Below are 12,967 nucleotides of genomic sequence, written 5' to 3'. Positions count from 1 at the left end.
CCACCCATCAAGGCGTTCTTTAAGCGGTTACGCGAGGCCGGCAAAGGCAAAAAGGTCGCCATCGTCGCTTGCATGCGCAAGCTATTAACCGTGCTCAACGCCATGGTTCGCGACAACGCCTCGTGGCGTCTGGAACATGCGACATCCGCTTGACTGCCAACACAGTTGCTCACCTTAATCCTCTCCCCGGAGGGGAGAGGAAGCAAAAACAAGCTCATGCGAGCACCCGCGTCTCCCCCGGCAAAAGCCCATCCAACGCATACCCACCGACACTCACACGTATCAACCGCAAGGTAGGAAACCCCACTGCTGCCGTCATTCGCCGCACCTGCCGGTTACGCCCCTCGCGCAACGTGATGCTCAGCCAGCTTGTGGGAATGCTTTTGCGAAAACGCACCGGTGGATCGCGAGGCCACAACCTCTCCGGCTCGATCACGCTCTCGACACCCGCCGGCAAGGTCAGCCCATCGTTGAGCATCACACCGCGCCGTAAAGACGCGATGGCTTCGTCCGTCACCGCACCATCCACCTGCACCAGATAGGTCTTGGGTTGCTTGTGACGTGGATCGGTGAGTTGGTGCGCCAGCCGCCCATCATCGGTGAGCAGCAGCAAGCCTTCACTGTCGTAGTCGAGCCGCCCCGCCGGATATACATCCTTCTGCGTGACGAACTCGGCCAGCGTGCGCTTGCCGCCTTCCACGGTGAACTGACACAGCACATTGAACGGCTTGTTGAGCGCAATCAGCATGAAACCAGCACAACCCGCTCAACGCGCAGATGCGGCCGGCACCGGTGCTGCCGGCTTCACAAAGCGCAGCGTCATGCGGTCGGATTCGCCGATCGCCTGATATTTCGCCTTGTCCTGATCGCCCAGGGTCAGTGTGGGCGGCAAGGTCCACACGCCCTTCGGGTAATCCTTGGTGTCTTTCGGATTGGCGTTGATCTCGCTTTCGTCGTCCAGCTTGAAGCCGGCATCGGTGGCGAGCTTCACCACGTAGCTGGTGGGCAGGTAGCCGCTGTTCTTGATCGCATCGAGCTTGCTGCTGTCGGCCGCGCGGTGGTCGACCACACCGAGCACGCCCCCCGGGCGCAACGCGGCATAGAACGCCTTGAACATCACCGGCGCCGTATCCGCCATCACCCAGTTATGCACGTTGCGGAAGGTGAGCACCATGTCGGCCGTGCCGGGTTTGCCGATCGCCGGAGCCTTGGGATCGAACTCCACGATCTGCGCCTTGCCGTAATGCGCCGTGTCGGCGGCGAACTTCGCGCGCAGACCGGTTGCGTCCTGGCGCGCTTCGCCACCGTCGGCAGGTTTCTGCAGCGCGGCGATGTAGGTGCCGTTGTCCTTCAGCAGGGGTGCCAGGATTTCGCTATACCAGCCGCCGCCGGGGGTGATCTCGATCACCGTCATGTCCGGGCGAAGACCGAAGAACTGCAAGGTCGCCTTGGGATGGCGATACGTGTCGCGCGCGCGGTTCTTCTCGGAGCGCCAGTTGCCGGCCAGCACCGCATCCAACTGCGACGCCGTGAAATCGCTGGCGCTAGTCGGCGGCACCAGGCCGCCGGCCGGCTGGTCCTGGGCGACTTGGGCGTTGGCCGACATGGAGTTGCCGCTGCAGGCGGCCAGCAACAAGGTGGTCAGCCCGAAGGCGACGTGGCATTTCATGGGTGATCTCTTCCTGGAGGTGCGAAGGCAGGCTAGCGCGCTAGTTTTGCGCCCGCCATGTATACGTTTGGTGGATGGACAGTTTAAGGGCCCATTTGAATATCGGCATAGTCCGCTCTTTGGCTCAACCCTTCCTCGCTTCCCGCACGCGGAGGCCTCGAACAGGCCCTATAGGGACCTGCCGATACCTCAACGCGGAGACAACCGCCGGCCTGACAGCCCCCTGACTTCACCGGCTCAGATCGGGTGTGCAAGCGCATCCGCGGGGCCTACCTCGCTCCGCCATGTCGAAAATCAGATTTTTCGGCCAGTCATTTCAGCGCGTGCGCATAGCTGCCGACGCTCCTTTGCAACAAACTCAAGGTGAACTGGCAGGGCAACGACATCTGCCCACCAACAACCTCTGCCCACGACAAGAAAAACCACATGAGCGAGATTGACGACATCAAGCGCCGGCACTTCCTGAAAGTGACAGCAGGGTCCGCCGGCGGCCTGGCTGCGCTATCCGTCTGGCCCGGCCTTATCGACAAGGCCCTGGCGATCGAACCCAACAATCCCACCGGCACGCCCAGCTTGGCGGACATTGAGCACGTCATCGTGTTCATGCAGGAAAATCGTTCGTTTGACCACTATTTCGGCCTGCTTCCTGGTGTCCGCGGCTACGGCGATCCTCGGCCGGCACCCCTCCCGAGTGGCAACTACGTGTGGTACCAACCGGAAGGTTTGAATCCGGACTCGAGAGGCTTCCACGAGCACGTGCCCAGCGCCCAATGGACCCAACCCTCCGACTGGTACAACACGGATCGAAGTGTTCAGTCGGCGAGTTATGTCTTGCCGTTCCGGTTCAATCAGCCTGGCAATGTGCAGTTCCAATACTTGAAAGGCCTGGACCATAGCTGGAAGCAATCACAGGATACCTGGCGAAACTGGGATACCTGGGTACCGCTGAAGAGCAGGCAATCGATGGGTTGTCTGAATGCGGCCGACTTGCCGTTCTACTATCAGCTGGCCAACGCCTTCACCGTATGCGACGCCTATCATTGCTCGATCTTTGGAGCGACGGACCCGAACCGGTTCTACCTGATGTCGGGAACCGTCCCGCCACCGATGAATTTCCCGGACAACTACGGCAGCTGTGGCTACGTGTCCGATATTCAGTGCGATATCAACACAGACATAGCGCCAGCGATGTACGGACAGAGCCCGCAGGCCAAGAGTGCAGCCGTTGCGGCCGGCATTGCCGATTGGAAGACTTACGCGGAGACGTTGACGGATAACCGCATCACCTGGAAGGTCTACCAGGAGTACGACAACTACGGCGACAACTATCTTCAGTACTTCAAGAATTTCCGGATCGACAACAGCGGCACGCCGATCGACAAGTCCAACGACCCCTATTTCCAGTCGCTCTATCAAAGAGGCCGCGTATTCGCCCCCGCCTCCGGCAAAAAAGGCGATGCCCTCATCGCTGAGTTCGCAAAGGATCTTGCCGCCGGCATGGAGCCCGACAACCCCGCGCTTGGCACCGTGAAACCCGGACTCCCTCGTGTTTCATGGATCTTCGCTCCCTACGAATTTTGCGAACACCCAAGTGCCTCGCCGGGCGACGGCGAAGCCTTCACGGCCCGGCTGCTCAAGACATTGATCAACGACCATCCGGAGATGTTCCGGAAAACGGTCTTCATGCTGATGTACGACGAGAACGACGGCTATTTCGATCACGTGCCGCCACCGATTCCCGCGATCGCCCCGCACTACGGCGAGATGACCCTGGCCCATGCCGGCGCTGCCGAAGACAACGCATCGGTTCCCGTTGGGCTGGGACCGCGCGTGCCCATGTTGCTCATCTCCCCATGGACCCGAGGCGGAAGGGTGTATTCCCAACTCAGCGACCACACCTCCGTATTGCGTTTTCTGGAGCAGTGGTCGGCCGCGAAGAATCTCGGTACCGAAGGCGCTGCACACGGCAGCACCCGTTGCACGGCCATTTCCGACTGGCGCAGATCGGTCTGCGGCGATTTGACCGAAGCGTTCGACTTCAGGCCTTCGCCTTCAAGGCCGATCAACACGGCCACCACCCTCAAGAATGGCGCAGCTCAAGCCGCGGTGCCCCAACCCCAGGCATTTCCGATACAAACGCCGCAGACACGGTGGGCATGCCGGCTGGGCTATGCCTTTTCCGCCGACATCCAAGTGGGCCTCGACAGCCTTTCGCTTCGATTTGCCAACACGGGAAGCACCGGCGTCGCGTTGATTGCCTATGGGAAACCGATGTCGGGTGCCCAGGAGCCTTACCACTACACGATCGAAGCCGGCAAAACCCTGCTGGCCACCCCACCGATCCCCGTCGGCGACGATGGCCTGTACGACTGGGCCGTGTACGGCCCCCATGGTTTTTTGCGTGAGTTCCGCGGCGACGTGAACGCCATGGAGCCGTCGGGGCGCGCACCCGAAGTCACCACGTCGAATCACCCTTCTCGCGGCAGCATCCTCATCACACTGGACAATCGATCCAGTTCAAGCGCCAGCATCTTTCAGCTCAGGGACAACGCGTACTACGAGAACGATCCGCTTCAAGTCCGGGTAGAGGCCGGTAACCAGCAAACGATCGAATGGCGGGGCTACTCTGGCTGGTATGACGCCAGTATCCGGGTGGCGGGTGAGGCCGCCTATTTCAGACGTGTTGCCGGCTACACCGAACCACGATTCGGTATCCCGACGACCGATCCGGCGATCGGAAATGATCGAATGTTCAAGGCCGCACTCTCGATTCACGGCGATGCCTACGACACCTTGCGGTTCGATTATGCCGTTCCACCCTGGCGTCACCGCCCCAAGAACTGGATCGGTATCTTTCCGGCAGGGGCAACGCCCATCCGAGCCAATCTTCTGCGATGGGTGTACGCGCCACGCGGGGTCGGCTCGGTCATGCTGTCCACGTCGGGCGGCGCGCTATTGCCGCCAGGCCGATACGAGGCGTGGTACTTCTTTGATGATGGATACATGCCTCTTGAGGCAAAGCCTGTGTCGATCAGGCTCTAAGCGTCGTCCTTTCAAGGTGTTCGCCCCTGCCTCCTCTCCCCTCCGGGGAGAGGACTGAGATGAGGGGTGGGTGCTCGCGATCACGTACATCGAAATCCGCTTCGAATCTGCCGCGTCGCAGGATTGCCCCCTCACCCCAACCCTCTCCCCGCAGGGGAGAGGGAGCTAAGACCAGGCCACCTCAAGCTTCTCGAAGACCTTGAAGGGGATGGCTCTAAGCGCCTTTCGAGATGGCCTTTCGAGACGCGAGAGTCGAGGAGTAGGAAACAGTAGCGGGAGCACATAGCCTGAGAGGCGAGATTGCGCTTGCAACCCCGCCGCTCACTCCCTTACGCATGGTTTGACTAGAACGGGCGCGGACAAACTGACTGCAAACCGTCGATGTGCTCATGCAGATCCGGCGCAATGCCCTGCCACATCGGATCGAGGATGAAATCGATACCTTCATAGCGGGCCAGCTTGGCAGCGGGAATGAAATCGGCGTCGCCGGCCACCAGGATGATCTGGTCCACCAGCTTCTTATAAGTAAGCGCCGCGATGTCGATGCCGATCTTCATGTCCACCTGGGTCTGGCGCATGTCGGGCTCGAAATGCTCGTCACCCAGTTCGTCCCACAGCAGCGCGCCGTCGCGCAGTTGCTGGTAGGCGTGGTACTTCAGCTTCCACTCGCCACGCTCGGCCAGGCGCCCCAGCCGCAACGCCATCTTGCGCTGGCGGCGCAGCTGGTCGTGCAGGTCGCGGCGGAAGGTAGCCGCACCGGTGCGCGAGAAGTCGATGGCATCGCCGCTCACCGGCCGCACGAAGCTCTTTTCCAGCGGTGGGCAGTCGTAGAAGAAGATGCGGTAGAGCGCCTCGCGCGGGCGATCCAGCGCCTTGAGGTGTTCCAGCGCCATGCCGAACACGGTCTTGGCTACGGTGCGGGCGTCATTGGCGTCACGCTCGCCCCACACCTTGCGGTAGCGGGCGAGAAAGAACGCGCCGTCGACGAGGATGGCGGTGCTGGGCATAAGAAATCCTTAGGGTCGTGCGGGTCGATGTATGGGAAACGCCGGCCCATAGGTGGCCGGCGTGCGGATTTTACGGCATGCGGTGCGACTTGTTGATGCGGCTTAAGGATGCTCTGACCTATTCAACGCAGGCGAGCTGACACAGCGGTGACGCCTACGTTGAATAGATCAGAGCATCCTTAACTGCGCTGGCCCGCCGCGTAGGCCATGCTCTCTGCGTAACTATCGGCCTCGCGACGGATCCAATCGCGGAACACGCGCAGGCTGGCGTGATCGCGCGAACGTGGCGGATAGACCAGGTAGTACGCCTCGGGAATGTGTATGTAGCGTTCGCCCAGTACATGCAGCAGCCCCGCTTCCACCAGCGGTCGCGCGGTGACCATGCGCCCCAGCGCGACGCCCAAGCCTTCCAGCGCACCGCGCTGCAAGGCATCGGTGGTGTCGAACTGCGCCACGAAACGACGCGGCGGCGTGCCGCCGAAGGTTTTGAACCAATCGGGCCAGCGGTGACCCGGATCGCCGAGCAACGGCCAACGGCCGAGGTCGCCGGGATCGACATCACGCATGCGCTCCAGCAAGGCAGGCGCGGCCACCGGCGCGATCCACTCGCCGAACAGCTGCTCGGCTTCCACGCCGGCCCACATGCCGCGCCCATAGCGCACAGCCACATCCACCGGATCGCGCTCGAAATCCACCAGCGCCGCACTGGACTGCAGATTCAATTCCAGCTCCGGATGCGCCGCCACCAGGCGTGCCAATCGCGGCACCAGCCAACCCGACATCACACCCGGACTTGCGTTGAGCGTGAGCGCCTCCTCGCGGCGACAGCGATAGCTGGCCATGGCGCGATCAATGCCTTCGAAATGATGCGCCACCGCCTCCATCAGCCGGCGACCCTCGGCAGTGAGCTGCACGCCGCGCGGGCCACGGTCGAACAACTTGCGCTCCACCCGCTGCTCGAGCTGGCGGATCTGGTGGCTGAGCGCGCTCACGGTGAGGTTGGCCTGCTCCGCAGCACGCGACAGATTGCCAAGCCGGGCGGCGGTCACAAACTGTTGCAGGAGGTCCAGCGAGATACGTGCCATCTTGAATCTCTCTCAAGCCTGACTTGCGAATATATCGCTTTTTCGCGGCCTGCGAGGCTCTTATCTTGAGCCGTCTGCCAGATGGCAGATTCATTGGGAGGCTGTCATGAGTTCGCCTTGGACCGACCTGTTGTTTATGCACGGCCATATCGCTAACACCGATCTCGCCCGTCACCTTGCCGATGCACCAGCACCGCAAGACAAGCTCCATAACCGTCGTACGCGCACCGCCACACCACTCAAATCGCACCCGTTGGCCAGGCTGTTTTCGCGAAGCACGTCATCCGGGAAAACATGCGCGCCGACTTGATTCTCCGCTTCCCTGCTACTACGTCGACTTGACGGCGATGCCTGCGTGGCATAGATCAGGTGGTCCCTTGCAAGGAACTACCCCATGCAATTGCGTCAACTCGGCAAGTCACCCCTTTCCGTCGCCCCGCTCGCCTTCGGCGGCAACGTATTCGGCTGGAGCGCGGATGAAAAGCGTTCGCTCGAATTGCTCGATGCCTTCGTGGATGCCGGCTTCAACCTGGTCGACACCGCCGACGTCTACTCCGCATGGGCACCCGGCAACCGCGGAGGCGAATCGGAAACCATCATCGGCAAGTGGCTGAAGCAGAGCGGCAAGCGCCACAAGCTCGTGCTGGCCACCAAGGTGGCAAAATGGTCCGAGCACCCCGGCCTGTCGCCAGTGAACATCCAGCGTGCCGTGGATGCTTCGCTCAAGCGCCTGCATACCGACTACATCGACCTGTACCAAGCGCACGCAGACGACGCGAGCGTGCCGCTCGACGAAACCCTGGGCGCCTTCGGCCGCCTGATCGAACAAGGCAAAGTGCGCGCGATCGGCGCTTCCAACTACAGCGCCGACCGCCTTGCCGAAGCGCTGACCGTTTCAAAGAAACACCGCCTGCCGCGCTACGAAAGCCTGCAACCCGACTACAACCTGATGAACCGCACCGACTACGAGAAAGCACTGGAGCCTCTCGTCAGCGCAGAAAATGTCGGCGTCATCAACTACTACGCCCTGGCCAGCGGCTTCCTCAGCGGCAAATACCGCAGCGAAGCCGACCTCGGCAAAAGCGCCGCACGCAGCGGCAGCGTGGCGAAATACCTTAACCCACGCGGCCTCGGCATCCTCGCCGCCCTCGACAACGTCGCCGCTGCCCACCACGCCACCCCAGCCCAAGTCGCACTCGCCTGGCTCATCGCCCGCCCCAGCATCACCGCCCCCATCGCCAGCGCCACCAGCATCGAACAACTGCGCGACCTGTTCGGCGCAGTGGACCTGCAGTTGGCGCGCGATGAAATCACGCAACTGGATCTAGCCAGCGCGTAAGCGAGCGCGGCCATCGGCACGAACGCCGATGCGTCCCGACACGGCACCCCATGTCGTGTCCCCATGTCATCTAAGAGCGGGCCCGGCCAGCCCTCACGTACCCGAACAGCGCGAAACCGGGGTGCCCTCTCTTCTGGTTACTTTTCTCTGGGCAAGGGCCCTGTGATCACGCGCGGCACATCGCGTTATGAGCAGCGCGGGGTGCGCTGAGCCAAAGCGCAACGCCATAGCCTTCGGCTTTCGCGGCTATGCTCAGCCGGGCGCGATGGGTGGCGGCCGGTGCGCCCCGGATCGTTCTGATTGTTCGAACATTGCTGCCATGCGCTGTCAGCAATGGCGACGGCGAAACGGCCTGCATAGTGGGTTTCGCGGGGGTCTGCGGGCATCATGGGCGGATTGCTCTCCCCCGTGGCTACCCTCATGTCATCACGTTCCACCGTTGCTCCGATCGCGCTCGCGGTCGGCATGCTATTGATCAGCATGATCTCGTACCAAGGTGGCGCGTCGCTGGCCAAGCACCTGTTCCCACAGGTCGGCGCGCAGGGCGCTACCGCCTATAGGCTAGGGCTCAGCGCACTGATCCTGCTGCTGTGGCGGCGACCCTGGCGCCGGTCGGGCAGTCAGCGCGACTGGCGCGTGCTATGGGGCTATGGCCTCTCGATGGGCGCGATGAACCTGGTGTTCTATATGTCGCTGCGCACGATCCCGCTGGGTATCGCGGTAGCGTTGGAATTCACCGGGCCGCTGGTGCTAGCACTGTTCGGCTCACGACGGATGCTCGACTTCGTCTGGATCGCGCTGGTGGTGGCCGGGCTGGCCCTGTTGCTACCGCTGCGTGGACAGATGCAGGCGCTCGATCCGGTGGGCGTGATGTACGCGCTGGCCGCCGGCGGAGGCTGGGCGCTGTACATCGTGCTGGGAAAAAAGGCGGGGGCGGCCTACGGCCCGGACGCGGTGACGCTGGGCACGTCGATCGGTGCCTTGCTGGCGATCCCATTCGGTATCGCGCACGCCGGCAGCGCACTGCTGTCACCGACGCTGTTGCCGTATGCGCTGGGAGTGGCGGTGCTCAGCTCGGCCCTGCCCTATTCGCTGGAGATGGTCGCGCTGACCCAGCTACCGGCTCGCACGTTCAGCACCTTGTTGAGCCTGGAGCCGGCCGTCGCGGCGGTGGCCGGCGTGGCGTTACTGGACGAACGACTCAGCCCGCTACAGTGGCTGGCCATCGTGGCGATCATCGTGGCGGCAGCCGGTACCGCATTGAGCGCGCAACGGCCCACGCTGACCGAGTCGCTGGCGAACTGAGAGCCAGGATGCTCTGAACAAGTCTGCGTAGCCGTCACCTCAACCCTCTCTCCCCGCTCTTATTTCACTTGGGGGAGAGGGAGCTAATCATCAGGGCGCCGCCGCATCCTGCTCATCCGGTGCCTGCACCACATATCCCTTCGCCTTCAGCTTGGCCAGATAACCCGTGGGCGAAAGCACCTCCTCCATCGGCAACAGCGCAAATGTCTGCGCGTTGCTCGACAAGGCGCGATCCACTTCCCCCATCCAGGTTGATTCGACCCGCTGCGGCAAATCCTTGAACCCCAACTTCTCGGCAAACCCCGCACCGGTCACCGCCTCGATACATGCATCGCGCCGATCATTCAGCGGCAAACCGCGCAAGGCCTCGATATCGCCGACAGCCCAGGCATTGGCACGCGCGGTCACGCTACCCAGATCATGCTCGACCGTATCCAGCGCCTGGCTGAAGCATTGCTGGTCATCCATTGGCGACTTCTTGAAGGTCTTCATCGCCGCGCGCGGCTCCTCGATCACCATCTCGTATCGGGTCGAAGTGACTTTCACATTGTGCTTTTTCGCCAGCTCGCGCACGGTGTCTTTCACACCACCCGAGGCTTTCAATCCGCTGCGCTTGATCGCCTTTTCGTAGAGCTCTATCGCAGCAAACATTGGCCGCCAGCTCTCCACGTCGCGGTCGCTGCCGATGTATTTCTGCTTCAGCACTTCCCAGCGCGCGTACTCGCTCGCAGGCAAGGCCTGCTGCAAGGTCACGCCGTCGGGGTTCTTGCGCGCGCCAATCAACGTCGGCAACAGAAACAGCTTGCCGAAGAAATTCGTCTTGAGCTTGATATTGACTGACGGCGCACTCAGCACTTCCTGCGAAGCGGCGATGGTCTGCTCCACTTCGTCGGTCTTCCATTGCATGTGCTCCGGCAGCGCCGACAAGGCGCCCAGCACCCACATCACGTGATCGCCCTTGCTGACTTTCCACAAACCCGGCCCAGGCTGCACGCCGCTGACCACTACCGATTCCAGATTGGTGACCGATGACGCAGGCGCCGGCGCTACCGGCGCCGTCTGCGCGAAGGCAGGCGAGGCGGCACACAACGCCAGCCAGAGAACTGCAGGGACCAGACGCATACTCAAAACTCCAATGGGGGCAGGCGGACCAGGAAAGGCCTGACCCATGACCGTGGGGAACGGTCGTCGGACTCAAGGATCACATGAAAGGTTCAAAATTCTTACAGGACTTTTCACCCAGGCTGGACGGCGCCGAAACGGAAATTTACGCGTTCTATACGCCCCGAGCCCCATTCGCTACCCCTTTCTTATGTGGCGGTTTCGACAATACGCACCGTTGCAATAACGGTGTTTCGCAGCCCATGGATGTCATTTACCTACTGTTCTCTTTCGTGCTTTGCGCGGCCTCGATCGGCTTTTTGATGATCTGCGACCGCCTGGGCCGACGCCCCTGATGACCGCTGCCGCGCACTGCGGCGGCCTTCTCTCGATCACGCTCTCCGCGGGACCCCAACCATGAACATTTTTTACGCCGTGGCCGCTGTCATCGCAGTGGCCCTGCTGGGCTACCTGTGCGTGGCCCTGCTCAAGCCGGAGTGGTTCGAATGACCACGAATGACATGCTCCAGGTACTGATTTACCTGGCCGTACTCCTGCTGCTGATCAAACCGGTCGGCAGCTATATGGCACTGGTGTTCGCCGATACGCCCAACCGCGTCACGCGCTTCGGCGGCGGTATCGAGCGCGTACTGTATCGCCTTGCCGGCGTACGCACCGACGATGACATGGGCTGGCGTCGTTACGCTCTCACCATGTTGATGTTCAACATGGCCGGCATGTTGGTGGTGTATGCGCTGCAGCGTACACAGCAGTGGCTGCCGCTGAATCCGCAGCACTTCGGTGCGGTAACGCCGGATTCGGCGATCAACACCGCCATCAGCTTCATCACCAACACCAACTGGCAGGGCTACGGCGGCGAAAGCACGATGAGCTACCTGACCCAGATGCTGGGCCTGGCGGTGCAGAACTTCCTCTCGGCCGCCACCGGTATCGCGGTGTTGATTGCCGTGGTGCGCGGTTTCACGCGGCGCAGCGCGTTGTCGATCGGCAACTTCTGGGTCGACATGACGCGCAGCACGCTCTACATCCTGCTACCGTTCTCGTTGCTGCTGTCGCTGCTGCTGGTGTCGCAGGGCGTGGTGCAGAACTTCAAGACTTACGTGGACGTGCCGCTCACCCAGCACATCACCCAGGTCGAGCAGGTCAAGGATGCCGCCGGCAACGTACTCAAGGACGCGGCCGGCCACGACGTGACCAAGGAAAGCCCGGTCGATACACAGACCTTGCCGATGGGCCCGGCGGCCTCGCAGATCGCGATCAAGCAGCTGGGTACCAATGGTGGCGGCTTCTTCAACGCCAACTCGGCGCACCCGTACGAAAACCCGACGCCTTTCAGCAACTTCCTCGAGATGCTGGCGATCTTCCTGATCCCCGGCGCCCTTTGCTACACCTTTGGCAGCATGGTCGGCGACAAGCGACAAGGGTGGGCGATCCTCGCCACCATGCTGCTGATTTTTGTCCCGCTAGCCATCGGCGCCGTCGCCGCGGAGCAAGCCGGCAATCCGGCGCTGCATGGCCTGTCGATCGATCAGCAGGCCAGCACCTTGCAGGCCGGCGGCAACATGGAAGGCAAGGAGACCCGCTTCGGCATCGCTGCCAGCGGCCTGTTCACCGCCATCACCACAGCCGCATCGTGCGGCGCGGTGAACAACATGCACGACTCGCTCACCCCGCTGGGCGGCTTGGTGCCGATGTGGTTGATACAGCTGGGCGAGGTGATTTTCGGCGGTGTCGGCTCCGGTTTGTACGGCATGCTCGCCTTCGCCGTGGTCGCCGTGTTCATCGCCGGACTGATGGTGGGCCGTACACCCGAGTACCTCGGCAAGAAGATCGAAGCGCACGAGATGAAGATGGCCAGCCTGGCCGTGCTGGTGCCCTGCGCCCTGGTCGTGGTGTGCACCGCCATCGCGGTGATGACGCCAGCCGGCGTGGCAGGTGTCGCCAACCCCGGCGCGCATGGCTTCAGCGAAATTCTCTACGCGGTCTCGTCGGCATCGAACAACAACGGCAGCGCGTTCGGCGGACTCTCAGCCAACACGCCGTTCTGGAACGTGCTGCTGAGCGTGTGCATGTTCTTCTCGCGCTTCCTGCTCGCCATCGCGATGCTCGCCATGGCCGGTTCGCTGGCCGCCAAGCGCCACGTACCGCCCTCGGCCGGCACCTTGCCCACGCATACGCCGCTGTTCGTGACCTTGCTGGCCTGCGTGGTGATCGTGGTCGGCGCGCTGACCTTCCTGCCTGCGCTGGCGCTCGGTCCCATCGCTGAATTCCTAGGGGGCTGACGGTGCCCTTGATATACGCCTCGTCGGGCCTGAGCGCCCGCAGAACAAGGAAGAGTGAGGGCGTGTATGTCAATACACAACCGAGCGATGACGCAGTTATGCGGGCGCTCAGGCCC

Annotated in this window: 10 protein-coding genes and 1 pseudogene; 6 read left to right on the top strand and 5 right to left on the bottom strand. The window is 62.3% G+C overall.

Features of this window, described 5'->3' with window-relative positions:
- Positions 1-153: pseudogene (locus tag OUZ45_RS20600) on the top strand (IS110 family transposase); the annotation flags it as partial.
- Between the two features lie 61 nt (positions 154-214).
- Here the strand turns inward: OUZ45_RS20600 and OUZ45_RS20595 are convergent.
- Complete coding sequence (locus OUZ45_RS20595) at positions 215-748, bottom strand: pseudouridine synthase (protein ID WP_266172210.1); 534 nt, start codon at positions 746-748, stop codon at positions 215-217.
- An 18-nt stretch (positions 749-766) separates the two neighbouring features.
- The gene (locus OUZ45_RS20590) at positions 767-1,669 is read right to left on the bottom strand and encodes a class I SAM-dependent methyltransferase (protein WP_425601725.1); all 903 of its coding nucleotides are present in this window, start codon (positions 1,667-1,669) and stop codon (positions 767-769) included.
- A 426-nt stretch (positions 1,670-2,095) separates the two neighbouring features.
- On the opposite strand from OUZ45_RS20590, the gene OUZ45_RS20585 reads away from it, so the two are divergent.
- Positions 2,096-4,711, top strand: a complete 2,616-nt coding sequence (locus tag OUZ45_RS20585; RefSeq protein WP_266172209.1) for a phosphocholine-specific phospholipase C — start codon at positions 2,096-2,098, stop codon at positions 4,709-4,711.
- Positions 4,712-5,055: 344 nt separating this feature from the next.
- Here the strand turns inward: OUZ45_RS20585 and OUZ45_RS20580 are convergent, their stop codons facing one another.
- On the bottom strand, positions 5,056-5,718 hold the full coding sequence (locus OUZ45_RS20580) for an NYN domain-containing protein (protein ID WP_266172208.1): 663 nt from the start codon (positions 5,716-5,718) through the stop codon (positions 5,056-5,058).
- A gap of 179 nt (positions 5,719-5,897) precedes the next feature.
- Entirely contained in the window at positions 5,898-6,803 is a 906-nt protein-coding gene (locus OUZ45_RS20575; protein WP_266172207.1) for a LysR substrate-binding domain-containing protein, read from the bottom strand.
- Positions 6,804-7,197: 394 nt separating this feature from the next.
- Here OUZ45_RS20575 and OUZ45_RS20570 point away from each other — a divergent pair, with 394 nt between their 5' ends.
- Together OUZ45_RS20570 and OUZ45_RS20565 are read left to right on the top strand one after the other, a co-directional pair.
- Entirely contained in the window at positions 7,198-8,142 is a 945-nt protein-coding gene (locus OUZ45_RS20570; RefSeq protein WP_266172206.1) for an aldo/keto reductase, read from the top strand.
- Between the two features lie 420 nt (positions 8,143-8,562).
- Positions 8,563-9,447 carry an EamA family transporter gene (locus OUZ45_RS20565; protein ID WP_266172205.1) on the top strand — a complete coding sequence of 295 codons (885 nt, stop codon included), beginning with the start codon at positions 8,563-8,565 and terminating at the stop codon, positions 9,445-9,447.
- A 90-nt stretch (positions 9,448-9,537) separates the two neighbouring features.
- Here the strand turns inward: OUZ45_RS20565 and OUZ45_RS20560 are convergent, their stop codons facing one another.
- Entirely contained in the window at positions 9,538-10,569 is a 1,032-nt protein-coding gene (locus OUZ45_RS20560) for a TraB/GumN family protein (protein ID WP_266172204.1), read from the bottom strand.
- Positions 10,570-10,965: 396 nt separating this feature from the next.
- Between OUZ45_RS20560 and kdpF the strand changes: the two genes are divergently transcribed.
- Together kdpF and kdpA are read left to right on the top strand one after the other, a co-directional pair.
- Positions 10,966-11,058, top strand: coding sequence for a K(+)-transporting ATPase subunit F (kdpF, locus tag OUZ45_RS20555; RefSeq protein ID WP_090449523.1), 93 nt, complete (start codon positions 10,966-10,968; stop codon positions 11,056-11,058).
- The gene (gene kdpA, locus OUZ45_RS20550) at positions 11,055-12,851 is read left to right on the top strand and encodes a potassium-transporting ATPase subunit KdpA (RefSeq protein ID WP_266172203.1); all 1,797 of its coding nucleotides are present in this window, start codon (positions 11,055-11,057) and stop codon (positions 12,849-12,851) included. The genes kdpF and kdpA overlap by 4 nt, the downstream gene beginning before the upstream one ends.
- Positions 12,852-12,967: the final 116 nt, after the last annotated feature.

Source organism: Dyella subtropica (genome assembly GCF_026283965.1).
Classification (GTDB): domain Bacteria; phylum Pseudomonadota; class Gammaproteobacteria; order Xanthomonadales; family Rhodanobacteraceae; genus Dyella_D; species Dyella_D subtropica.
The sequence above is the reverse complement of the archived record's forward strand: the minus strand, read 5'-3'. Positions and strand labels throughout refer to the sequence as shown.